The sequence below is a fragment of the Serratia sp. FDAARGOS_506 genome (genome assembly GCF_003812745.1).
In the GTDB taxonomy this organism is placed as follows: Bacteria; Pseudomonadota; Gammaproteobacteria; order Enterobacterales; family Enterobacteriaceae; genus Serratia.
The window spans coordinates 4572406-4595607 of sequence record NZ_CP033831.1 but is presented as its reverse complement, the minus strand read 5'-3'; the positions used below and the strand labels follow the sequence as shown (position 1 = coordinate 4595607).

Here is a 23202-nt window from a genome sequence, read left to right as displayed (position 1 = left end):
CCGCCGGCGGTTATTTAAGCTGAAAGGGCAACGTAACGGTGAATATGGAGATAATCATGACTGATTCAGTGTCCAACGATCGTAATCCCACCCCGGATGTGGCGGAAGACAACGCGTTCTTCCCATCGCCTTACTCCCTCAGCCAGTACACCTCGTCCAAAACCGACTTCGCGGGCGCCAGCTACCCGAACGCCTATCGCGGCGGCAAGTGGAAGGTGCTGATGATCGCCTCGCAGGAGCGCTACCTGCTGATGCAAAACGACAAGTTCTTCTCTACCGGCAACCACCCGGTCGAGATGCTGTTACCGATGTATCACCTGGATCTGGCCGGTTTCGAGATCGACATCGCCACGCCGTCCGGCGATCCGGTGAAGCTGGAGATGTGGGCGTTCCCGCAGGAAGACGAAGCGGTCAAGGCTACCTATGAGAAGTACCGCAGCCAACTCAAGCAGCCGAAAAAGCTGACGGAAGTAGTGAAGGATCTGGATGGCGGCAACTACCTCGGCGTTTTCATCCCCGGCGGCCACGGCGTGCTCAACGATATCCCGTTCAGTGAAGAGGTGAAAAAGACGCTGCACTGGGCCCATGACAACGAGCGCTACGTGATCTCGCTGTGCCACGGGCCGGCCGGTTTGCTGGCAGCGGGCATCGGCGAGCGCAAAGACGATTTCCTCTATCGCGGCTATGAGATGTGCGTGTTCCCGGACTCGCTCGATACCGGCGCCAACATCGACATCGGCTACATCCCCGGCCCGATGCCCTGGCTGGTGGGCGAACGCCTGCGTGAGTTGGGCGTGAAGATCGTCAATGCCGACATCACCGGCAAGGTGCATAAAGATCGGCGCCTGCTGACCGGCGACAGCCCGCTGGCCTCCAACAACCTCGGCAAGCTGGCGGCGGAGACGTTGTTGGCCGACGTCGCCGCGCGATGAGCGAAGCGCTCGCGCAGCGCGCTTTTCAGACGGCGCTGGCGATGGACAATGAGCGAACCCTGTCTGCCATTCAGGGGCGGGTTCGCGCCTTTGCCGCGCCGTTCGGTTTCGATCGCTTTGTGCTGTTTTCCACTTCCGCCACGGCGGAGGCGGGGATCGAGCATATCTATTGGGTCGAGGGCGACTGGTTCGGCGACGGCGAGGCGGTCGATGCGCTGACCTACGTGCGGCACTGCCCGGTGACCCGGCACATGCTGCGGGTCAGCGAGCCGTTTTTCTGGACCAAGACCCGGGCGCAGCAGAGTGAACGCTACCGGATTGTGCGCACGCCGCGCGGCGCGGGCCTGCACGGCGTGCAGATCCCGGTGTTCGGCCCCGCTGGTTTGGAGGGGGCCGTCAGCCTGGGGGGCGAGCGCATCGACGCCTCACCGCCGGTGCGGTTGGCGCTGTCGCTGGTGGGCAACGCGGCCTTTCAGGCGGCGCGGGGGCTGTTTGAACCGGCGGCCGGTGAGGGAGCGGGGCGACTGTCGGCGCGCGAGCGCGAGGTGCTGAGCTGGACCGCCATCGGCCGGCGGCAGGCGGATATCGCCGCGATGCTCGGCCTGTCTGAACGCACGGTGGAAAACCACCTGCGGCGCATTCGCCAACGCCTTGGCGCCGCCACCACCGCACAGGCGATCGGCGTGGCGATCCGTCTGGGGGAAATCGCCCCCGAAAGCCGTTAGCCCGCCGCCATTTGTCGCAGCAGCCACTCGCGCAGCGCGATGATATCGGAGCGCTGCGCGGTCTCTTCGGTGGCCATCAGATAGTAGTTAGCGCCGGGTAACGACATCTCGAACGGCGCGGCCAGCACGCCGCGCTGCAACAAATCGCGCGCCAGCAGCCGGCTGGCGATCACTACCCCTTGGCCCGCCACCGCCGCCTGCAGCGCATGGGTTTCGTCGCTGAAGGTCAGCCCGGCTTCCACGTTCAACCCTTCCGGCCCGTAGCGTCGCCGCCAGTTTTCCCAGGTTGGCGCGTCGGCAGGCACCTGCCGATGCTCCACGTGAAACAGCGTTACCCGCTGCAAATCCTCAATGCGCTCCAGCGCCAGCGCCGGGCTGGCCACCACGATAAAGCGATCCTCATGCAGCAGGGTGCAGTGCAGATCGCTTTCCGGCGTTTCACGGTAGCGGATGGCGACGTCCACGGTGCGCTGGTTGAGATCGACCCGCTCGACGCTGGTGTGCAGGCGCAGATCGATGGCGGGAAACTCTGCCTTGAAATCCGCCAGGCGCGGCACCAGCCAGTGGGTGAGAAAATTGGAGGTGGTGGTGACGGTCAGCGCCGGCGGCTGCTGGGCGCGGGTGATTTGGGCGACGGACTGCTCCAGCGCGGCAAAGGCGCGCTGGGTGCCGGCATACAGGATCTCGCCGGTCTCGGTCAGGCTGACACCCTGCGCGCTGCGCTCGCACACCCGGCATTCCAGCACCGACTCCAGCAGCTTGATCTGATGGCTGACCGCCGTCGCGCTGACGCCCAGCGCCTCGGCGGCCAGCTTGAAGCTGCGGCAGCCGGCCACGGCGTGGAAGGCGCGCAGCGCGCCCAGCGGCGGCAAACGGGGTTTTCTCATGGCTGAGTTATTCTCATCTAATGCTGAAAACTATGAGTTTGTCTGACCGATTATACAAGAGATAGGCTACTGATATGTGAACAGGGGAATGAATTAATTTCATCATTTCCACATGTCGGGAGTTAACGATGAGCCTTTATATCAACAACGGCGCCCTGGGCGCCGTGGCACACACGGGAACGGCGGCGAGCGGTCTGGCGCTCAGCGTGCCGGTCGCGGCAGGCGCTTTGCTGCTGGAGGCGGAGAGCCTGCTGGGCATCGGCGCAACGCTCATGCTGCTAACGGCATTGGCGCTGGCGTTTCTCGGTGGCGCCGCGCTGGCCCGCTGGCAGCCGCTGCGGAAGCGGCCTGCGCTGGCTATGCTCCGCTACGGTTTTTTGCTGGCGGCGGCGGGGTGGCTATTGACGCTGCTGATGCTGTTCGGCGGCCATGATTGGCCGGCCCTGCTGGCGGGCATCGCCCTCGGCGGTCTGGGGCAGGGCGTGGCCTATCGCACGGCGGCGGGGGAGAAAATGGCGTTCGCCGTGGCGTGCAGACTGACGACGGTGGTGACTATCGTGGCCATAGTGGTTGCCGCTTCGCTGGTGCAAACCTACGCCGCGCCGGGGATAAAGGGAGCCTGCTTCGCGCTGGCGCTGCTGGTCGATTTGGCGCTGCTGGGGGCATTGATGGCACGGATTGCGGAGCGGGATGGGGGCTGAAAAATTGCTGAAGGTTAAAGGCCTGCCTGGGGGACGGGGTGGGCCTTTAGGTGCTTGTGGGGACGTGTTAGGGGTGGCGATCTGACGGGGCGGTTTTGTGCCAGGAGCGGACATTGATTGTGAATTGAAAGTCGTGGTGATGTGTTTTCATTAACGTAGCTTTAGTTAGAATAGCCTCATTGAAAACGAGAGAACTGGAGTGAAAATGTTTGCTGATTTTGGTGTCGTGAATTTCTGGACGTACCTGCTTGGTGCGACGCTGATAGTCCTTGTGCCAGGCCCTGAAACCATGTTCGTGATTAAAACGAGCATTACCAGCGGCATCAAGCGAGGCTTTGCTGCAATATTTTCCATCCTCCTGAGCGACGTTATCCTGGTTCTTTTGGCCTGGTGCGGGCTGGCGGCAGTAATCAGCTCAACACCAGCCTTGTTTAACGCCATTAAATACGCAGGTGCTGCTTATCTGTTCTATCTCGGAGTCCAGACGATACGCGCTATCTTTAAGCCAGCTGTCGAAACGCGTGAAGAGAAGAAATCTTCAGCTGAGGCTAAGGGGATCATCGGGCGCGGAATGCTGGTTACGCTATTGAATCCAAAGACGCTGCTGTTCTATATCTCTTTCTTCGCCCAGTTCATCAATGTTCAGGCTGAGCACTCCTGGATGGCGTTTATCATTCTTGCAGCAGTGATGTTCGCAATTACTCTCGTTTATTTCGGCTTTCTCGTTTTCTGTGGCTCTTATCTGCTCAGCCGTCTGAAAGGCAACCGTAGGTTATCTGTCACCGGAAACGCGCTGGTAGGTATGTTCTTCATTGGATTTGCAGCACGGCTCGCCAGCGCAACTTCCTGATTGGATAACTAAACCGCCGCGAGGCGGTTTTTTTACGTTCCTTCGCTGGATGGGACGTCCGCTCTGCGTATAGTAGCCCTTAGGATTGAAAGCACAAAGATACCACATAACACGATTCTGCACAGTGAAGGCTCGGTCATCGCTAAACGTTCAGATTTTCAATGTTTCAATGACCATTCGCAGAGCGGGGGATACATTGCGATGAGGGTAATAGAGAAACAACCCCTCCATTCGCAGGCTGTAACGCTGTAAAACTCTGATAAGCGCCCCGCGTTCCAGATCATCTGTGACCAGCTCGACAGGAACATAGGCCAGCCCCAAGCCCAGCCGGGCGGCTTCTGCTTCCATGTAGCTGTCAGATAAGGCCCATTGTCCTTCAGGCCGATGCGTAATTTTTTTATCATCCTGATTGAGTTCCCACTGGTACACGCTGCCGTCGGCAAACTGATAGGCGATACAGGGATGCGCCTTTAAATCTGTCGGGGTTTGCGGAAAGCCGTAGCGACGAAAATGCTCAGGGGCACCCACAATCGCCATCTCCATATCGGGCGTAATGCGTACAGCAACCATGCCAGGGCTTACTTCGGGCCCCAGGCGAACGCCCGCATCGAATCTTTCTTCGATAATATCGACGAACCTGCTCTCGTTTATGAGTTCCAGCCTGATATCAGGATAGCGCTGTTTAAATATCGCAAGCTTTGGCAGCAGGCATTTATCAATCGCGTGCTGGCTGGCATTGATACGAACCGTGCCGGAAGGGGTCTCGCGATAATGTGCCAGCGTGGCAAGCCCTAGATCTAGCGTATCAAATCCAGATGCCGTCTTCTGGTAGAGTTGCTCGCCCGCTTGCGTCAGCGACAGTTTACGCGTGGTGCGCACCAGTAGCTGGACACCCAACCTTTCCTCAAGCTCACGAATGGAACGGCTGACCCCTGATTGAGCAAGCCCCAGCCGCTGAGCCGCCGCGGTAAAACTGCCTTCCCGTACCACTTGCATAAATAGGTACAACTCGTTGTAGTTCTCCCTTTTCGCCATTGAATAATCCCTCCTTAACGACAGCAAACCCAACATTAATTTATAACAATATGGTATCAATCTTAGCAGTAATACCCCTCTAATCAGCACTAATTCTGCTCACTATAATGACCCCATCAAAACAAAGCACCGCAGCGTTGTCCGTAGGAAACCTGTATCTCTCTTGTTTTTCATGGGGATTTTTATGAAAACCTTCACCCGAACGCTAAAAACCGCGATGCCGGCCATGCTGTTATTCGCATCATTAAGTGGAGTCACGACAATGAGTTATGCTGATTCAACCAATCCGAACGCCCCTGTTTCCATGACAGATAAATGGGATAAAACGTTCGCCGAGAGCCAGAAAGTCGATCATCGTAAAGTCTCGTTCCAGAATCGATATGGCATCACCTTAGTGGGCGATCTTTACCTGCCCAAAGATCGCGGCGATCGCAAGCTGGCGGCGATTGCGGTCAGCGGGCCTTTTGGCGCGGTGAAAGAGCAATCCAGCGGTCTGTATGCGCAGACGCTGGCGGAACAAGGGTTTATTACCCTGGCGTTTGATCCCTCTTACACGGGGGAAAGCGGCGGCTATCCGCGAAACGTCGCCTCACCGGATATCAACACGGAAGATTTCAGCGCGGCGGTGGATTTCTTAGGGCTGCAAAAAGAGGTGGACCGCAACCGTATCGGGCTGCTCGGCATTTGCGGCTGGGGTGGCATGGCGTTAAACGACGCCGCGATGGATACCCGCGTTAAAGCAGTGGCAACAAGCGTAATGTACGATATGAGTCGGGCGATGGGCCATGGCGTGGGGGATGGCAAAGACCGTTATTCCACCGCTGACCGTCGTGCCGTTCTGCAGTATCTGAATAAACAGCGCTGGAAGGATGCGGAAAGTGGAACGTTCGCTCACGGCGCTCATGATATTAACGTCGACAGAAATGGCAAGGTTAGCGCGGATCAGCGTATTCTGCCAGAAACCCTGCCGGCCGATCCGCATCCGGTGCTGAAGGAGTTCTTTGATTACTACCGCATGCCGCGCGGTTTCCACGCGCGTTCCGTTAACTCTACGGGAGCGTGGACGGCAACGATGCCGCTGTCGTTTATGAATATGCCGCTGCTGAGCTACGCCCGTGAAATCACCATCCCGACGCTTATCGTGACCGGCGAGAAAGCGCATTCACGCTATTTTGCCGAAGATGCTTATAAGGCGGTCGGCAGTAAAGACAAAGAGCTGGTAATTGTCCCCGGTGCAAATCATGTGGACCTGTACGATAACGTTGCCGGAAAAATACCTTTCGCTAAGTTCGAGCAATTTTTCAAAGCCAATCTGAAATAAACCCTCTACTGACAACATTAAAAGCCACCTGTCTACGCGGTGGCTTTATTCTGACTTTTGTGAAATCTGACTATGTCTATACTTAGCCAAACACCATCACCGAATAATCAGCACGCTCACTGGAGCGGCATTTTTGCCATGACCCTGTGCGTCTTTGTGCTGATTGCATCGGAATTTATGCCCGTCAGCCTGCTTACGCCGATTGCCCGTGATTTAGGCGTGACGGAGGGGCTGGCAGGACAGGGGATTGCCATCTCCGGTGCGCTGGCCGTCCTGACCAGCCTGACGCTTTCGGCGCTGGCTGGAAACAGGGATCGCAAGTCCCTGTTACTGGGGATGACGTTTCTGATGGCCGTGTCGGGGCTCGTTATCGCACTGGCCTCCAGTTATCTGGTGTATATGGCAGGTCGCGCGATGATAGGTATTGCGATCGGGGGATTCTGGTCGATGTCTGCGGCAACGGCGATTCGTCTGGTGCCACAACATCAAGTCGCGCGTGCCCTGGCTATTTTCAACGCCGGCAATGCGCTGGCAACGGTAGTGGCAGCCCCGCTGGGGAGCTACCTTGGCGCCACTGTCGGATGGCGAGGCGCTTTCTTGTGTCTGGTTCCTATCGCGGTGGTGGCCTTTATCTGGCAGTGCGTTAGTTTGCCTGGTATGAACGGCAATAAAGCTCCTGCATCACGTGGAACCGTACTCCGCCTGTTCGCTCGTCCTGTTGTCTCTCTTGGCATGCTGGCCTGTGGACTGTTCTTTATGGGGCAGTTTGCGCTATTTACCTATGTGCGCCCATTCCTGGAGACGGTGACGCGTGTTGATTCCTCTGGTTTGTCGTTGATTTTACTGATTATCGGCGTGGCCGGTTTTATTGGCACGCTGGTTGTCTCGGCATTCCTCAACAGGAAATTCTACCTGACGTTGATGGTCATCCCTGGGCTGATGGCCGTCATTGCCGTCGCCCTGATTCTTACCGGGCATCACGTTTGGGCTGTCTCGCTGCTGTTAGGTCTCTGGGGCATGCTGGCCACCGCCGCTCCAACGGGATGGTGGACATGGATTGCCCGCACGCTTCCCGACAATGCGGAAGCCGGAGGCGGACTGATGGTTGCGGTGATTCAGCTCTCGATTGCGCTTGGTTCAACGACAGGAGGCATGGTGTTTGACCATCTCGGCTGGCAGAGCGCCTTTGCCATCAGTAGCGTGCTGCTGCTTTGCGCCGGAGTGTTGACGTTTTTCACCTCACGCCAGAAGAGCAGTGCGCCTTAATCCGGCGAACGCCCGCGCGCTAGAAACGTGGGAAGCGCGATATCGCTGTGCACAGAGCGTACGCCCTCCAGGCTCTGAATCTCCATCAGGAAATTCTTCAGCGATTCGGTATCGGCGGCGCGTACTTTGATAAAGACGCAGCCGTCGCCGGCAACGGTATGCCATTCTTCCACTTTCTTGCGGCTGGTGAACTGCAAAAGGGCGCGCGTTGCTTGATAGCTGCTGGTGGTATCGTTCACCAGAAATGTTAGCACTCTATACCTCAAGGCAGAGTTCGCCATACCAAATAAGCCTCAGTGCGATGAAACAAATACCGAGGCAGGCTGCGCGGGCGGAATGGCGAAGTTTCGCTGCATGCGTTTTATCTCCTCTGCCGGCGGCAGGCCAAACAGACGTTTGAATTCGCGATTAAATTGCGATGGGCTTTCATAGCCAACGGCGTAACTCGCGGCGGCGGCGGTGATTTGTTGGCGCACCATCAGCATCCGTGCCTGATGCAGGCGTACCGATTTCACATACTGCATTGGCGGCATCTGCGTTATCGCCTTGAAATGGCTATGAAAGGTCGGCACGCTCATGCCGGCCCTCATCGCCAGCTGCGTCAGCGTTAACGGCTCTGCGTAAGCGGCGTGGATGTGCTGCAAGGCTTTACCGATTTTGCCAAACTGGCCTTGCAAGGCCAGCGCGGCACGCATCGCGTTGCCCTGTGCGCCTGTCAGCACGCGGAAATAGAGCTCTCGCACCCGGGCTGGGCCGAGGATCGCCGCCTCAAGCGGGTTGTCCAGGACGTCAAGTAAGCGAAGTACGGCCATTTTTACCCTGTCGTCCATGGGGCTCGACATCATGCTTTGCGGCGCGGCGGGAGGATGCGGGGCGCCATGCTGTTCAATCTGCAACATCAGTTCAGCGGCAAGCTGCAAATCCAGATGCATATAAATCGCCAGCAGCGGATGTGCTGCCGACGCGTCGGTTTCCATCACAAACGGCACCGGCACCGAAACCGCCAGGTAGTGCTGCTCATCATATAAATAGGTCTGTTGACCGAAATAACCGCGTTTGCTGCCCTGGCAGACGATCACGATCCCCGGATCGTAAAGCACCGGCGTTCTGGCAAGCGGGCGATCGGAGCGCAAAATTCGCACATCAGGTAGGGCAGTGAGGTTGTATCCCTCTTGCACCGCAAGTCTATTCATCAGGGCAATCATGTCGGACATCCCACCACCTCATAAAATCAGGCAAGAAAAAGAGAAGATACGGCCTAAAAATGCGGCAGAGTAGAGAATACCATGCAACCTTCATGGTTCATGGGAGTTCTTTTATGGCATCTGCAAAAACGATTTTAATCACCGGCGTCAGCAGTGGTTTTGGCCAGGCGCTGGCGCGGGAAGCCCTCGCCGTGGGGCATCGGGTTGTAGGGACGGTGCGCAACGGCGAAGCACTGCAGGCTTTCGGCGCGCTCGATACGCAGCGGGCTTTTGGCTATCTGCTTGATGTCACGGACGTTGAGCGTATTGATGAGGTGGTTGGAGAAATTGAGTCCGCCGTCGGTCCGATAGATGTGCTGGTGAACAATGCCGGTTACGGCCATGAAGGCATTCTGGAAGAGTCCCCGCTTGCAGAGCTGCGCCGCCAGTTTGACGTCAATGTGTTTGGCGCGGTGGCGATGATCAAAGCCGTGCTGCCGGGCATGCGCCAGCGCCGTCGCGGCCACATTATCAATATCACCTCAATGGGCAGCTTCATTACCTTGCCCGGTATCAGCTATTACTGCGGCAGCAAATTTGCACTGGAAGGGATATCAGAAACGTTAAGTAAAGAGCTTGCCCCGTTCAACATCTACGTGACCGCAGTAGCGCCCGGCTCGTTTCGAACGGACTGGGCCGGGCGTTCAATGGTACGTAGCCCTCGCCGTCTCCCGGACTATGACGCGTTATTTGAACCTGTTCGTCAGGCGCGCCAGGAAAAAAGCGGTAAGCAACTCGGCGATCCTGTGAAGGCGGCTCACGCCATGCTGGCATTGATCGAGAGCGGGAACCCACCCACGCATCTGTTATTAGGCAGTGATGCATTAAGTTTAGTGCGGCAAAAGCTCGAGGCGTTGGGTAAGGAAATTGAACAATGGGAGAAACTCACCCGTTCAACGGATGGCTGAACGGTTTCGGGTAGGGAGAGTGCAGGGGATCATCGATGATGACCGCCCAACAGCAAAAAGCCCGCTCAGGTTTCCCTGAGCGGGCTTCTCTAAATATGGCTCCTCTGACTGGACTCGAACCAGTGACATACGGATTAACAGTCCGCCGTTCTACCGACTGAACTACAGAGGAATCGTTGGAACGGGGCGAATAATAGCGAGGCGCCGTCGGCATGTCAAAGGCGGATTACACATTCTGTGACTGTTTGCTTACAGAATGCGCAACCCGTTGAGTTTTTTGGCAGATTTAGCTCTCTGGCGCCCGCTGCAGGCGCAGCTGATAGCGGTAAACGCCGGCGGTGAGCAGGGAGTCCCGGTGCACGCTCGGGCTCCAGGAATCGTCGCCGCCCACCCCCATGTGGAAGCCGTCCAGATGCAGCCAGGTGCCCGCTTCCGGCTGCAGCAGATGCTGGTGGCTGCAGGCCATCAGCTGTTGCAGGCCGTAGCGGCTGAGCGAGAAGTGGAAGCGGCCGTCGATGCGCCAGCCGCCGTAGCGCAGGCTGCGGGTGTCGCAGCGCAGGCCGTTCTCGCCGGGGAAAATATACGGCGTGTGCAGATCCGCCAGCGGCAGGCGCCAAAGCCCGTGCTGCGCGGCCAGCCGGCGATCCGGGTAGTTCTCGTGCGGGCCCAGGCCCAGCCATTCCGCCTGCGGTTGCACCGCCGCCAGTTGGCAGTGCAGGCCGATGCGCGCCGGCGGCGGCAGGGTGTCGGCCACCTCGACCTCCACGTTTACGCTCACCGCGCCCAGCGCGTCGAACAGCCACTGTTTGCGGCTGAGCAGTAAAACCTTCCCGTCCACGCCGAACTGGTGTTCGCTCACCACTCGCACGCCGTTTTGCAGCGCATCAGCCTGCAGCCGCGTGCAGCGTTCCTCCAGCCGGTACAGGCCCGCCAGCTTCCAGCGTTCGACCCAGGCGTTGGGATCGATATGGTTCGCCTCGCTGACGCCGATGTCGTTATCGATCGGCGCGCGCGCAAAGCCGTCGCGCAGCGGCGTCAGCAGCTGCGGCTGCTCATTCTGCCACCACTGCGTCAGGTGGCCGCTGCTGCGCTCGAAGCGCCAGCGCTGGTCGCCGTGGGTGAGGGTCAGCCCCTGATCGTCTTCAATCAGCGTGGGCGGCACGCCCTGCGGCGGCGGCGGTGCGGGATGCAGCGCGCGCGGCACCCGCCACTGATCCCAGGCGCAGCGGTGGTGCGCTTCGGACCAGTCGGTGGCCTGCGGCTGCACCACCTCCACGTTCAGCCACAGCTCGCCGGGCTGGTGCAGCATCGGCAGGCGATCGATCAGGGTGAAGCTAGCGCTGCCCTGCGGCGGCAGCGCCAGATCGAAGCTGCCGCTGGCGCGCTCCACGCCGTCCAGCTCCAGCCGCCAGTTGAGCTGCTCGTTGTCGGTGTGGCGGAACAGGTAATCGCTGGTGACGGTCAGCGTCAGCGAGGCGGCGTCGAAGGCGAAGCGGAACAGCTGCTGCGTCCGCTGCGCTTCGAACAGCGCCGGGTGCGGGGTGCGATCGGCGAACACCAGCCCGTTCAGGCAGAACTGGCGATCGTTGGGGGTATCGCCGAAGTCGCCGCCGTAGGCCCAGTATTCTTCGCCCTGAGCGTCGCGCTTGATCAGCGCCTGATCGACCCAGTCCCAGACAAAGCCGCCCTGCAGGCGCGGGTAATGGTGGAACGCGCGCCAGTAACGCTCAAAGCCGCCGAAGCTGTTGCCCATCGCATGGGCGTATTCGCACAGGATCAGCGGCCGCTGTTCCTCCGGCAGGCCGATCCACTTGCCGAGCGCCCATTTGGGCACCGCCGGGAACGGCTGATCCTGATCCACCCGCGCATACATCGGGCAGATGATGTCGGTGGCGGCGGTGTCGGCGCCGCCGCCTTCATATTGCACCGGGCGGGTCGGATCCTGGCTTTTCACCCAGCGGTACAGCGCATCGTGGTTCACGCCGTGGCCGGACTCGTTGCCCAGCGACCAGATAATGATGCAGGGGTGGTTGCGATCGCGCTGCACCATGCGGGTAACGCGCTCGCTCATCGCCGGCAGCCACAGCGGATCGTCAGCCAGGCGGTTCATCGGCTGCATGCCGTGGGTCTCGATATTGGCTTCGTCCACCACGTACAGCCCGTAGCGGTCGCACAGCCGGTACCACAGCGGGTGGTTGGGGTAATGGGAACAACGTACCGCGTTGAAGTTGTGCTGCTTCATCAGCAGGATGTCGTGGCGCATCGTCGCCTCGTCCATCACCTGGCCGTGGCGCGGATGATGCTCGTGGCGGTTAACGCCACGGATCAGCAGCGGTTGCCCGTTGAGCTTCAGCAACCCGCCGCTGATTTCCACCTGGCGGAAGCCGACGTCATAGGCCTCCACCTCGATAATCTCCCCCTCGGGTGAGAGCAGGGCGACGGTGGCGCGATACAGCGCGGGTGTTTCGGCGCTCCACAGCGCCGGGCGTTCTACCGGCAGGCGCAGCGTGACGCGATCGTCATAGGCGCCGCGCTCGTCCACGATCTCGCTGCCGAGCGGCTGGGTGCGTTCGGCCACCCGCGCGCCATCGCGCCACAGCTGAACCTGCACCTGCAGCGGGCCGGGCCGGCTGGCGCGCGCCGTCACCACCAGTTCGCCGCGGGTAAAGCTGTCATGCAGCGGGGTGGTGATGCGCACATCGCTCAGATGTGCGGCGGGTTTGTGCAGCAGGCTGACGTCGCGGAAGATGCCGCTCATGCGCCACATGTCCTGATCTTCGAGATAGCTGCCGTCGCACCAGCGCAGCACCATCACCGCCAGCCGGTTTTCTCCCGGCTGCAGCCACGGGCTGAGATCGAACTCCGCCGGCAGACGGCTGTCCTGCGAATAGCCGACCCAGTGGCCGTTGCACCATAAGTAGAATGCCGAGTTGACGCCGTCGAAGATGATGCGCGTCTGGCCGGCGGCCAGCCAGGCCGGATCGACGCTGAAGGTGCGTGAGTAGCAGCCGGTCGGGTTGTCTTCCGGCACGCGCGGCGGATCAACCGGGAACGGGTAGCGCACGTTGGTGTAGATCGGCGCGTCGTAGCCGGCGAGCTGCCAGTTGCCTGGCACCGCCAGCGGGGCGGCGTCCGGCAGATCCTGCTGCAGCCAGTCTTCCGGCGCCGCCTCTGGGCGCGGGAAATAGCTGAAGCGCCACTCGCCGTTCAGCGACCTGCGGCTGGCGCTGGGGGCATCGTCGCGCGCGTCTTCCAGCGTGCGCCAGCTGGCGAACGGCGGGTGGGCGTCCAGCCGGCGGTAATGAGTGCAGGCCGGGTTTTGCCAGTCACGGCGGGCGAGGATCTCGGTCAGGGAAGCAAGGGGCGCAGCGGGCATCGGCGATCGTCCAGTTGGCTAGGTGATGCTCACCAAGATGCTGACCGATGCATAAAAAGTAAAGCGGTTACACACAACCTTGCAATGGCGATCAAATAACCGTTAATGCGGTTCGCCGGCGCGATAGATCCGCTGCGGGCGGCCTACCTTGCCGTAAATGATCTCGGCGCGCAGCTGCTGCGCGGCGGTGCAAAACTCGAGGTAACGGCGCGCGGTGGTGCGGCTGAGCCCCATTTTTTGCGCAACGCTTTCAGCGGTGTGGCGCGCGGCGGGCTCGGCAAACAGCGCGCGGACCTTGCCCAGCGTCAGCTCGTCGATGCCGGCGGGCAGCGCCGCCTGCTGTTCGCCGCGGGCGTAGGTGTTGAACATCTCGTCGATGCGGCGCTGGTTGAGGCGCGCTTTGTCCTTCAGCGCTTCGCGGCGTTGGCTGAAGCGCTGCAGCGTCTGGCTCAGCCGGTCATAGGCCAGCGGTTTGATCAGGTAGTCGAACACGCCGTAACGCAAAGCCTCGGCCACGGTGGCCATGTCGCTGGCGGCGGTGATGAACACGATGCCGCCGCGATACCCGCTCAGCGTCAGTTCGCGCAGCAGGGTGATGCCCTGGCCGTCGGGCAGAAAATTGTCCAGCAAGATCAGGTCCGGCTTGAAGCGCTCGGTCATGGCGCGCGCCTGCGCCAGCGTGCCGGCCAGCCAAATTTGGCGGCAGCCGCCGTTCTGGCGGATAAACTCCGCGTGCATCTCCGCCAGCGGCGTTTCGTCTTCAACAATCAGGATGTTCAGCCATTCCATAATGAAACCTACTATTGCAATCAAGATGCTAAATGAATGTAAGTAAATTGCGGCGCCAAATAAAGATTATCTCAATAATAAACACCATAAGATTAATTAAGCAAATAAAGAACATTAAATAACTTATTAACCGAGAACGGTTTGTGAAATAGGTCAATAATCCGCGTTTTTTTTCTGTTTACCATTGATTTGTTGAACGCAAGGTTACGTTTATCTTCATGGTTTTTAAGGTTTTAATTGCCCTTGTTGATGTTAATTAAAATGCCTTTTTGTATTTAATTTGTTGTTTGCCAGTTAACCCAGAGAGCGTGTTATGTTAGGCGATGCCGTATTTAATCGGGTAAAGCGATCGGATCATAAAGCGATTTCGGAAATAAGCGCCTTCTTGCGCAGTAACGATCTGAATATCGACACCACGGTTGAAATATTTATTACCGTTACCCAGCACGACAAATTGGTCGCCTGCGGCGGCATCGCCGACAATATTATCAAATGCGTCGCCATCAGCCCGCTGATGCGCGGCGAAGGGTTGGCGCTGGCGCTGGCGACCGAGCTGGTGAACTTGGCCTATGAGCGCCACCACACTCAGCTGTTTATCTACACCAAGGTGCAGAACGAGCCGCTGTTCCGCCAGTGCGGTTTCTACCCGATCGCCACCGTGCCGGGCATCGTGGTGCTGATGGAAAACAGCCCGTGCCGCCTGAAGCGCTACGCCGCCCAGCTGGCGAGCCAGCGCCGGCCGGGCGACACCATCGGCAGCATCGTGATGAACGCCAACCCCTTCACCCGCGGGCATCAGTATCTGGTGCGTCAGGCGGCCAAGCGCTGCGACTGGCTGCACCTGTTTCTGGTGAAGGAAAACACCTCGCGCTTCAGCTATGAAGACCGCCGCCGGCTGGTGCTGGCCGGCACTGCCGATATTCCCAACCTCACGGTACACGAAGGCTCGCAGTACGTGATCTCGCGCGCCACCTTCCCCTGTTACTTCATCAAGGATCAGGGCGTGGCCGACGACTGTTACACCGAAATCGATCTGAAGATCTTCCGCCAGTATCTGGCGCCCGCGCTGGGCATTACGCACCGCTTCGTCGGCAATGAGCCGTTTTGCGCGGTGACCGCGAAATACAACCGCGACATGCGCTACTGGCTGGAAACGCCGGCACTGCCCAGCCCGCCGATCGCGCTGGTGGAAATCGAGCGTTTGCAATATCAGGGCACGGCGATCTCCGCCTCCTGGGTGCGCAAGCTGCTGGCGGCGGGGGATTTCCACGCCGCCGCGCCGCTGGTGCCGCCCGACACCCTGTACTACCTGCAGGATCTGCAAACGCAGCGCCGGGCCAAGGCGGCCCCGCATCCTTTTGAGTCTGCACAATCAGGTGAATGATGAAAATTATCCGAGAAGCAATGGCCGGCACGCTGGAATCCAGCGATGTCATGGTGCGCATCGCGCCCGCCGAGGGGCCGCAGCACGATCTGTTGATCGCCAGCAGCGTGGAAAAACAGTTCGGCGCGGCGATCCGCCACACTCTGCTGGAGGTGCTGCAGCGTTATGACGTGGAACCGGTGCAGGTGATCGTCGACGACAAAGGCGCGCTGGACTGTGTGCTGCGCGCCCGGCTGGAAACTGCGCTGATGCGCGCCTGCGAGGGCGGCCAACTGCCGTGGGAGGCGAAAGATGAAAACGCTGAATAAAACCCGGCTGCGTCGCAGCATGCTGTTCGTCCCCGGCGCCAACGCGGCAATGGTCAGCAACGCCTTTATCTACCAGGCCGATGCGCTGATGTTCGATCTGGAAGACTCGGTGATCCTGCGTGAAAAAGACGCGGCGCGCCGGTTGGTGTACCACGCGCTGCAGCATCCGCTGTACCAGGAGGTGGAAACCATCGTGCGCGTCAATGCGCTCGACTCCGCCTACGGCCTGGCGGACCTGCAGGCGGTGGTGCGCGGCGGCGCGGACATCGTGCGCCTGCCGAAGACCGACAGCGCGCAGGATGTTGTCGACATGGAGCGTGAGATTGCCGCCATCGAAGCGGCCTGCGGCCGGCCGGTCGGCAGCACCGGGCTGCTGGCGGCGATCGAATCGGCGCAGGGCATCACCAACGCGGTGGCGATCGCGCACGCTTCGCCGCGTCTTATCGGCATCGCGCTGGGGGCGGAAGACTACGTGCGCAATCTGCGCACCGAACGCTCGCCGGAGGGCATCGAGCTGCTGTTCGCCCGCTGCTCGCTGCTGCAGGCGGCCCGCGCCGCCGGCATTCAGGCGTTTGACACCGTCTATTCCGACGCCAACAACGAGGCCGGCTTCCTGCAGGAAGCGGCGCTGATCAAACAGCTTGGCTTCGACGGCAAATCGCTGATCAACCCGCGCCAGATTGAGCTGCTGCACAACCTGTATGCGCCGACCGCCAAAGAGGTGGCGCACGCGCAGCGGGTGGTGGAGGCCGCCGAAGCGGCGGAGCGGGAAGGGCGCGGCGTGGTGTCGCTCAACGGAAAAATGGTCGACAGCCCGGTGATTGAACGCGCCCGGCTGGTGCTGGAGCGCGCCGCGCTGTCCGGCTTACGGGAAGAACCGGCGCAGCACGGGGAGGAAGCATGATGAACCGCCAACAACGATTGATGACCTTCGCCAACCCGGCGGATCTGCCGGGCTATCAGGACGTGTCCAAGGCCAATCTGCAGGCGCGCAAGCCGCGCGATCTCAAGCTGTGCGACTCCTTGCAGGAAGCGGTGCGCCGCAGCGGGCTGCAGGACGGCATGACCATTTCCTTCCACCATGCGTTTCGCGGCGGCGATTTGACGCTCAACCAGGTGATGGAGACGCTGGCGGCGATGGGGTTCCGCAACCTGACGCTGGCCTCCAGTTCGCTGACCGACTGCCATGCGCCGCTGGTTGAGCATATCCGCCACGGTGTAGTGAGCCGCATTTACACCTCCGGGCTGCGCGGCCCGCTGGCGGACGCCGTTTCGCGCGGCCTGCTGGCGGAGCCGGTGCAAATTCACTCGCACGGCGGCCGGGTCAACCTGATCGAATCCGGCGAGCTGAAGATAGACGTGGCCTTCCTCGGCGTGCCGGCTTGCGATGAGTTCGGCAACGCCAACGGCTACAGCGGTGAAGCCTGTTGCGGCTCGCTCGGCTATGCGCGGGTGGACGCCGAGGCGGCGGGCACCGTGGTGCTGCTGACCGAGCAACTGGTGCCGTATCCGCATCATCCCGCCAGCCTGGCACAGGATCGGGTGGATCTGATCGTGCAGCTCGAGCGAGTGGGCGACGCCGACAAGATCGGCGCCGACGCCACGCGCATGACCTCGAACCCGCGCGAGCTGCTGATCGCCCGCCGCGCCGCTGAGGTGATCGCCGGTTCCGGCTACTTCACCGAAGGCTTCTCGCTGCAAACCGGCACCGGCGGCGCCTCGCTGGCGGTGACCCGGTTCCTGGAGGACAAGATGCGCGCCCGCGGCATTCGTGCCGCGTTCGCCCTCGGCGGCATCACCTCGACCATGGTGGACCTGCACGAGAAAGGGCTGATCGGTAAGCTGCTGGACGTGCAGAGCTTCGATCGGGCGGCGGCGACCTCGCTGGCGCGCAACCCGCGCCATATCGAAATCAGCGCCAACCAGTACGCCAACTTCAGCTCCAAGGGCGCGTCGGTCGATCGGCTCGACGTGGTGGTGCTGAGCGCGCTGGAAATCGACACCGGCTTCAACGTTAACGTGCTGACCGGCTCAGACGGCGTGCTGCGCGGCGCGTCCGGTGGCCACTGCGACACCGCCGCCGCCGCGCGGCTGGCGATCATCGTTGCGCCGTTGGTGCGCGGGCGCATCCCGACGCTGGTGGAGCAGGTGACCACCTGCGTCACGCCGGGCTCCAGCATCGACATTCTGGTGACCGACCACGGCATCGCCGTCAACCCGGCGCGGCCGGAGCTGGCGCAACGCCTGCGGGAGGCCGGACTGGAGGTGGTGAGCATCGGCTGGCTGCGCGCCCGCGCGCTGCAGTTGACCGGCGAACCGCAGCCGATCGCCTTTACCGACAAGGTGGTGGCGGTGGTGCGCTATCGTGACGGCTCGGTGATCGACGTAGTACATCAGGTGGCGGAGTAACCGATGGCCGCCGTCGATCCCCAACTGGCCGCTGAACGCGCGGTCAGCCTGCCGGAGCTGCTCACCAGCCGCGAATGCCGCCAGGCGCGCCAGCAGGCGTGGTTGGCGCAGCACGAGTGCACGCTGCTGGTGCTGACGCTGGTGGTGCCCGGCCCGGTGAAGGACAGCGCGCTGACGCGCGGCATCTTCAACCTGGGGTGGGCAGCGCTGCTGCGGCTGTGCGCCGAACAGGGCTGGTCCAGCCCGCAGGCCGAGGCGCTGGCGCTCTCCACCGGCTGCGAAGGGTTTGTCGCGCTGCGCGCCGATGCCCAGCGGGTGAAGGACTGCGCCATGCAGCTGGAGGTGAGCCGCCCGATCGGCCGACTGTGGGATATCGACGTGCTGGATACGCAGGGGCGCATTTTGTCGCGCCGCGACATCGGCCTGCCGGAACGGCGCTGCCTGCTGTGCAGCCAACCGGCCAAGATCTGTGCCCGCCAGCGTCGGCATAGCAGCGAGCAGCTGCTGCATGAAATGGAAAGGATGTTCAACGATGCGATCTCTGCCGATTAATCTGCCTGCCCGCCGTGCCGAACCGGCCTGCGATTTCGCCCGTGCCGCCTTCCGCGCACTGCTGGTGGAGGTCAATCTCACGCCCAAACCGGGGCTGGTGGATCGTCATAACACCGGCGCCCACCGCGATATGGATCTCGGGCACTTCTACCGCAGCGCCCGCGCCATCGGCGTGTGGCTGCCGCGCTTTATCCAACGCGGGCGTGAAGACGCGGCTTTGCCGGCAGAGCTGCAGCTGGCGCGGCTGCGGCCGCTTGGCCTGGCCTGTGAAAACCAGATGTTTCGCGCCACCGGTGGCATTAACACCCACAAGGGCAGCGTGTTCTCGCTCGGTTTGCTGTGCACCGCTTTCGGCCGCCTGCAGCAGCAAGGCCGGGCCATCGGCGCCGAAGCGCTATGCGCCGAGGTGGCGGTGATGTGCCGAGGATTGGTGGATCGCGAGCTGCGGCGCAACAACGCCGGGCAGACCGCCGGCCAGCGGTTGTTCGCCGCGCACGGGCTGAGCGGCGCACGCGGCGAGGCGGAGGCCGGTTTCCGGCTGGTGCTTGACGGCGCGCTGCCGCTGTATCGGCAACGGCTGGCCGCCGGCGGCGACGAACAGCGGGCGCTGCTGGACAGCCTGCTGTGGCTGATGGCCCACAACGACGACACCAACGTCGCCTCGCGTGGCGGTCTGCACGGGCTGCGCTGGCTGCGGCGCCGGGCGGCATTGCTGCTGGCGCAGGGCGGCTCGGCGGGGGAGGCGGGCCTGGCGCGCCTGCGGCGCTTCGATGCCGACTGCATCGCCCGCAACCTCAGCCCCGGCGGCAGCGCCGACCTGTTGATAGTGACCTGGCTGCTGGCGCAGCTGGGTGCCCAAGAATAATAACCAAGCCTTCAGGAGAGTCCCTATGTCCCAAACCCAGGAAAAGATCTGGAAAGCGATAGCGCCGCTGGCGGTGCTCGCGATCCTGTTATTGATACCGGTACCCGACGGCATGCCGCCGCAGGCCTGGCACTACTTCGCCATCTTCGTGGCGATGATTGTCGGCATGATTCTGGAGCCGATCCCGGCCACCGCCATCAGCTTTATCGCGGTGACCGTCAGCGTGCTCAGCGCCAACTGGGTGCTGTTCGGCGCGCAGGAACTGGCGGAGCCGGGCTTCAAGGCCGGTAAAGAGGCGCTGAAATGGGGGCTGGCGGGCTTTTCCAGCACCACCGTCTGGCTGGTGTTCGGCGCCTTTATCTTCGCGCTGGGCTACGAGGCCACCGGGCTGGGGCGGCGCATCGCGCTGTTCCTGGTGAAGTTCATGGGCAAGCGCACGCTGACGCTGGGCTATGCGGTGGTGATCATCGATATCCTGCTGGCGCCGTTCACGCCGTCCAACACCGCGCGCACCGGCGGCACGGTATTCCCGGTGGTGAAAAACCTGCCGCCGCTGTTCGATTCCTTCCCCAACGATCCCTCTTCACGCCGCATCGGTGGTTACCTGATGTGGATGATGGTGGTCGGCACCAGCATCAGCTCCTCGATGTTCGTCACCGGCGCCGCGCCGAACGTGCTGGGCATCGAGTTCGTCGGCAAGATCGCCGGAGTGCACATCAGCTGGATGCAGTGGTTCCTGGCGTTCCTGCCGGTCGGCCTGCTGCTGCTGATCATCGCGCCGCTGATCTCCTACTACCTGTACAAACCGGGCGTGACCCACAGCAGCGAAGTGGCCGCCTGGGCGGATACCGCGCTGGGGGAAATGGGCAAGCTGACGCGTAAGGAATACACCCTGATTGGCCTGGTGCTGCTCAGCCTGTGCCTGTGGGTGTTCGGTGGTAAAATGCTGGACGCCACCGCGGTGTGCCTGCTGGCGGTGTCGCTGATGCTGGCGCTGCACGTGGTGTCGTGGAAAGAGATCACCAAATATTCCAGCGCCTGGAACACGCTGGTTAACCTGGCGACGCTGGTGGTGATGGCCAACGGCCTGACGCGTTCCGGCTTTATCGACTGGTTCGCCCAGACCATGAGCACTCACCTGGACGGCTTCTCGCCGAACATGACGGTGGTGGCGCTGGTGCTGGTGTTCTACTTCGCCCACTACCTGTTCGCCAGCCTGTCGGCGCACACCGCGACCATGCTGCCGGTGATCCTGGCGGTCGGCAAAGGGTTGCCGGGCGTGCCGATGGAGCAGCTGTCGATGTTGCTGGTGCTGTCGATCGGTATCATGGGCGTGCTGACGCCGTACGCCACCGGGCCGGGGGTGATCATCTACGGCTGTGGTTACGTGAAGTCGAAAGACTACTGGCGCCTGGGCGGCATTCTGGGCGTGGTGTACATCGCCGCGCTGCTGCTGATCGGCTGGCCGATCATGAGCCTGTGGTACTGAGTTGAAGCCACGCGGCCACCGCCCGGTGGCCGCGGTTACGATCCTTTCCCGTGAACCCTGTCACACACTTGTCACACTAACCCCGCCATCATACTCGGGCAAACGCTAACACCTTAAAAATAATCATTTTCCGGGAGCCTCTGCGGATGAGAAAAAAAACCTTATTGCTGTGCCTGCCTTTGTTATTCACCGAGAACGCGCTGGCGGAAGCCGGCGGTTATCAGCTGGAACAGGTACTGGTCATGAGCCGCCATAACCTGCGCGCACCGTTGGCCAACAACGGCAGCGTGCTGGCGCAGTCCACGCCGAAGGCCTGGCCGGCCTGGGAAACGCCGGGCGGCCAGCTGACCACCAAGGGCGGGGTGCTGGAAGTGTATATGGGGCACTACTTCAACGCCTGGTTGAAGCAGACCGGCCTGTTGCCGCAAGAGGGCTGCCCGACCGCCGGCAGCGTGTACGTTTACGCCAACAGCCTGCAGCGCACGGTAGCCACCGCACAGTTCTTCAGCAACGGTGCGTTCCCGGGGTGCGACGTCAGCGTGCACCATCAGGACAAGATGGGCGAGATGGATCCGACCTTCAACCCGATCATCACCGACACCAGCGAAGCCTTCAACCAGCAGGCGCTGGCGGCGATGAACGCCGCGCTGGGATCGCTGAAGCTGGACGCGTCTTACCAACAGCTGGCGAAGATCATCGACTACAAGGATTCCGCCGCCTGCAAGACCGACAAACACTGTGACCTGACCAAAGAAGCCAGCGTGATGAGCGCGGTGCCGGGCAAAGAGCCGGGCGTCTCCGGCCCGCTGCGGGTGGGCAACTCGCTGGTGGACGCCTTTATGCTGCAGTACTACGAAGGTTTCCCGATGAAAGAGGTGGCCTGGGGCAAAATTGCCACTCCGCACCAGTGGCAGCAGCTGGCGCAGCTGAAAGACGGCTATCAGGATTCGCTGTTCACCTCGCCGGTGGTGGCGCAGAACGTCGCCAAGCCGCTGCTGACCTACATCAACAACGCGCTGCTCGGCGAACGCAAACCGGACGCGCCGAAGCTGACGGTGCTGGTCGGCCACGACTCTAATATCGCCTCGCTGCTGTCGGCCATGCAGTTCCAGCCGTATCAACTGCCGCAGCAATACGAGAAAACGCCGATCGGCGGCAAACTGGTGTTCCAACGCTGGCGCGACGCGCAGAACGACCGTGAATTGCTGAAGATTGAGTACGTCTATCAATCCACCGAACAGCTGCGCAAGGCGACGCCGCTGACGCTGCAAACCCCGCCGCAGCGGGTAACGCTGGCGCTGAAAGGCTGCCCGATCGACAAAGACGGTTTCTGCGCCTGGAGCGATTTCGAGAAGACCATGAAAGGTATCTTGTAATGCCCAGCCTCTCTCCCGATCGCGGGGGAGAGGTGTAGGCGCTGCTGCCGGGGGGATTGTGCTTGAATCCCCTCAACCGATCACCTAGCATTTCGTTAGGTGTAACGGGGAGAGAAAACCATGCGACCATCCATTGTTCTTGCAGAACATCGCCAGGCGATCCGAAAAACGGTTGGGCTGTTCCCTGCGGCTAATCCGCGTATTTTCGGCTCGGTGCTGCATGGCACCGATCGGGAGGGCAGTGATTTGGATCTGTTGGTCGATGCGTTGCCGGGTGCCACGTTGTTTGATCTGGGAGGGCTGCAGTCGGAACTGGAAGCGCTGCTGGGCATACAGGTGGATCTGCTGACGCCGCTCGATTTGCCGCCGACCTTTCGTCAGCAGGTTTTGGCGGAGGCCCAGCCGGTATGAAAGATGCGCGGTTGGTCGATTATCTGAGCCACATGCAACAGGCGGCGCAGGATGCCTGCGATTTCGTTGATGGCTTGGCGGTGGTAGATTTTATCGAAGATAAACGCACTCAGCAGGCGGTCATTATGAGCCTGATTATTATCGGTGAAGCCGTGACGAAAATCATGGATGGTAGCCCCGCGTTTACGCAACGCCATCCTGAAATCCCCTGGCGAAACATGCGTGGCATGCGTAATCGCATTGCGCACGGTTATTTTGATATCAACCTTGAAGTGGTCTGGGCGACGGTGCAAACGGCGTTGCCGGAACTGCTTACACAGCTGGTGGCGGTACGCCAGGATGCTGAGAAGTTAACTGACGGTGATTAAGCTTTC

General features: G+C 61.2%; 23 protein-coding genes and 1 tRNA gene. 17 read left to right on the top strand and 7 right to left on the bottom strand.

Features of this window, described 5'->3' with window-relative positions; translation table 11 throughout:
- Positions 1-56 precede the first annotated feature (56 nt).
- Complete coding sequence (hchA, locus tag EGY12_RS22285; protein ID WP_123895406.1) at positions 57-932, top strand: glyoxalase III HchA; 876 nt, start codon at positions 57-59, stop codon at positions 930-932.
- Positions 929-1657 (top strand): PA1136 family autoinducer-binding transcriptional regulator, encoded by a 729-nt coding sequence (locus tag EGY12_RS22280; protein WP_123895405.1) that lies wholly within the window; start codon positions 929-931, stop codon positions 1655-1657. The genes hchA and EGY12_RS22280 overlap by 4 nt, the downstream gene beginning before the upstream one ends.
- On the opposite strand, the gene EGY12_RS22275 is transcribed toward EGY12_RS22280, so the two are convergent.
- On the bottom strand, positions 1654-2544 hold the full coding sequence (locus EGY12_RS22275) for a LysR substrate-binding domain-containing protein (RefSeq protein ID WP_123895404.1): 891 nt from the start codon (positions 2542-2544) through the stop codon (positions 1654-1656). The two genes, EGY12_RS22280 and EGY12_RS22275, sit on opposite strands and share 4 nt — an antisense overlap.
- Positions 2545-2672: 128 nt before the next feature.
- Between EGY12_RS22275 and EGY12_RS22270 the strand changes: the two genes are divergently transcribed.
- Complete coding sequence (locus EGY12_RS22270) at positions 2673-3245, top strand: hypothetical protein (protein WP_123895403.1); 573 nt, start codon at positions 2673-2675, stop codon at positions 3243-3245.
- Positions 3246-3450: 205 nt separating this feature from the next.
- Positions 3451-4095 carry a leucine efflux protein LeuE gene (leuE, locus tag EGY12_RS22265; protein ID WP_123895402.1) on the top strand — a complete coding sequence of 215 codons (645 nt, stop codon included), beginning with the start codon at positions 3451-3453 and terminating at the stop codon, positions 4093-4095.
- A gap of 150 nt (positions 4096-4245) precedes the next feature.
- Here the strand turns inward: leuE and EGY12_RS22260 are convergent, their stop codons facing one another.
- Entirely contained in the window at positions 4246-5130 is an 885-nt protein-coding gene (locus EGY12_RS22260; protein ID WP_123895401.1) for a LysR family transcriptional regulator, read from the bottom strand.
- A 262-nt stretch (positions 5131-5392) separates the two neighbouring features.
- Between EGY12_RS22260 and EGY12_RS22255 the strand changes: the two genes are divergently transcribed.
- Both EGY12_RS22255 and EGY12_RS22250 read left to right on the top strand, forming a co-directional pair.
- Positions 5393-6451 (top strand): alpha/beta hydrolase, encoded by a 1059-nt coding sequence (locus EGY12_RS22255; RefSeq protein ID WP_123895657.1) that lies wholly within the window; start codon positions 5393-5395, stop codon positions 6449-6451.
- Positions 6452-6589: 138 nt separating this feature from the next.
- Entirely contained in the window at positions 6590-7717 is a 1128-nt protein-coding gene (locus EGY12_RS22250; RefSeq protein ID WP_123895656.1) for an MFS transporter, read from the top strand.
- Here the strand turns inward: EGY12_RS22250 and EGY12_RS22245 are convergent.
- A complete protein-coding gene (locus EGY12_RS22245; RefSeq protein ID WP_253722893.1) occupies positions 7714-7956 on the bottom strand; it encodes an Lrp/AsnC ligand binding domain-containing protein in 243 nt (80 codons plus the stop codon). The two genes, EGY12_RS22250 and EGY12_RS22245, sit on opposite strands and share 4 nt — an antisense overlap.
- A gap of 54 nt (positions 7957-8010) precedes the next feature.
- Entirely contained in the window at positions 8011-8931 is a 921-nt protein-coding gene (locus tag EGY12_RS22240; protein ID WP_123895399.1) for an AraC family transcriptional regulator, read from the bottom strand.
- A gap of 104 nt (positions 8932-9035) precedes the next feature.
- Between EGY12_RS22240 and EGY12_RS22235 the strand changes: the two genes are divergently transcribed.
- Positions 9036-9869, top strand: coding sequence for an oxidoreductase (locus EGY12_RS22235; RefSeq protein ID WP_123895398.1), 834 nt, complete (start codon positions 9036-9038; stop codon positions 9867-9869).
- Between the two features lie 96 nt (positions 9870-9965).
- Here the strand turns inward: EGY12_RS22235 and EGY12_RS22230 are convergent.
- The 3 genes from EGY12_RS22230 to dpiA all read right to left on the bottom strand — a co-directional run bounded on the left by EGY12_RS22230 (position 9966) and on the right by dpiA (position 14034).
- Positions 9966-10041 (bottom strand) — tRNA-Asn (locus tag EGY12_RS22230).
- Between the two features lie 114 nt (positions 10042-10155).
- Positions 10156-13245 carry a beta-galactosidase gene (locus tag EGY12_RS22225; protein WP_123895397.1) on the bottom strand — a complete coding sequence of 1030 codons (3090 nt, stop codon included), beginning with the start codon at positions 13243-13245 and terminating at the stop codon, positions 10156-10158.
- Between the two features lie 102 nt (positions 13246-13347).
- Positions 13348-14034 carry a two-component response regulator DpiA gene (gene dpiA / locus EGY12_RS22220; protein ID WP_021505854.1) on the bottom strand — a complete coding sequence of 229 codons (687 nt, stop codon included), beginning with the start codon at positions 14032-14034 and terminating at the stop codon, positions 13348-13350.
- A gap of 313 nt (positions 14035-14347) precedes the next feature.
- Here dpiA and citC point away from each other — a divergent pair, with 313 nt between their 5' ends.
- From citC to EGY12_RS22170, 10 genes are all read left to right on the top strand, one after another.
- A complete protein-coding gene (gene citC / locus EGY12_RS22215) occupies positions 14348-15418 on the top strand; it encodes a [citrate (pro-3S)-lyase] ligase (RefSeq protein ID WP_004940809.1) in 1071 nt (356 codons plus the stop codon).
- The gene (gene citD, locus EGY12_RS22210) at positions 15418-15726 is read left to right on the top strand and encodes a citrate lyase acyl carrier protein (RefSeq protein WP_123895396.1); all 309 of its coding nucleotides are present in this window, start codon (positions 15418-15420) and stop codon (positions 15724-15726) included. The genes citC and citD overlap by 1 nt, the downstream gene beginning before the upstream one ends.
- Positions 15710-16630: a citrate (pro-3S)-lyase subunit beta gene (citE, locus tag EGY12_RS22205; protein ID WP_123895395.1), complete on the top strand. Its 921-nt coding sequence runs from the start codon at positions 15710-15712 to the stop codon at positions 16628-16630. The genes citD and citE overlap by 17 nt, the downstream gene beginning before the upstream one ends.
- A complete protein-coding gene (gene citF, locus EGY12_RS22200) occupies positions 16630-18135 on the top strand; it encodes a citrate lyase subunit alpha (RefSeq protein WP_123895655.1) in 1506 nt (501 codons plus the stop codon). The genes citE and citF overlap by 1 nt, the downstream gene beginning before the upstream one ends.
- Before the next feature lie 3 nt (positions 18136-18138).
- Positions 18139-18687, top strand: coding sequence for a citrate lyase holo-[acyl-carrier protein] synthase (gene citX, locus EGY12_RS22195; RefSeq protein WP_123895394.1), 549 nt, complete (start codon positions 18139-18141; stop codon positions 18685-18687).
- Positions 18668-19552: a triphosphoribosyl-dephospho-CoA synthase CitG gene (gene citG / locus EGY12_RS22190; RefSeq protein ID WP_123895393.1), complete on the top strand. Its 885-nt coding sequence runs from the start codon at positions 18668-18670 to the stop codon at positions 19550-19552. Before citX ends, citG begins: the two co-directional genes overlap by 20 nt.
- A gap of 25 nt (positions 19553-19577) precedes the next feature.
- Entirely contained in the window at positions 19578-21041 is a 1464-nt protein-coding gene (locus EGY12_RS22185) for an anion permease (RefSeq protein WP_004940821.1), read from the top strand.
- A 146-nt stretch (positions 21042-21187) separates the two neighbouring features.
- Positions 21188-22417, top strand: coding sequence for a bifunctional glucose-1-phosphatase/inositol phosphatase (agp, locus tag EGY12_RS22180; protein ID WP_123895392.1), 1230 nt, complete (start codon positions 21188-21190; stop codon positions 22415-22417).
- A 120-nt stretch (positions 22418-22537) separates the two neighbouring features.
- Positions 22538-22828, top strand: coding sequence for a nucleotidyltransferase family protein (locus tag EGY12_RS22175; protein WP_049204986.1), 291 nt, complete (start codon positions 22538-22540; stop codon positions 22826-22828).
- Positions 22825-23196, top strand: coding sequence for a DUF86 domain-containing protein (locus tag EGY12_RS22170; protein WP_123895391.1), 372 nt, complete (start codon positions 22825-22827; stop codon positions 23194-23196). The genes EGY12_RS22175 and EGY12_RS22170 overlap by 4 nt, the downstream gene beginning before the upstream one ends.
- The last annotated feature ends 6 nt before the right edge of the window (positions 23197-23202 follow it).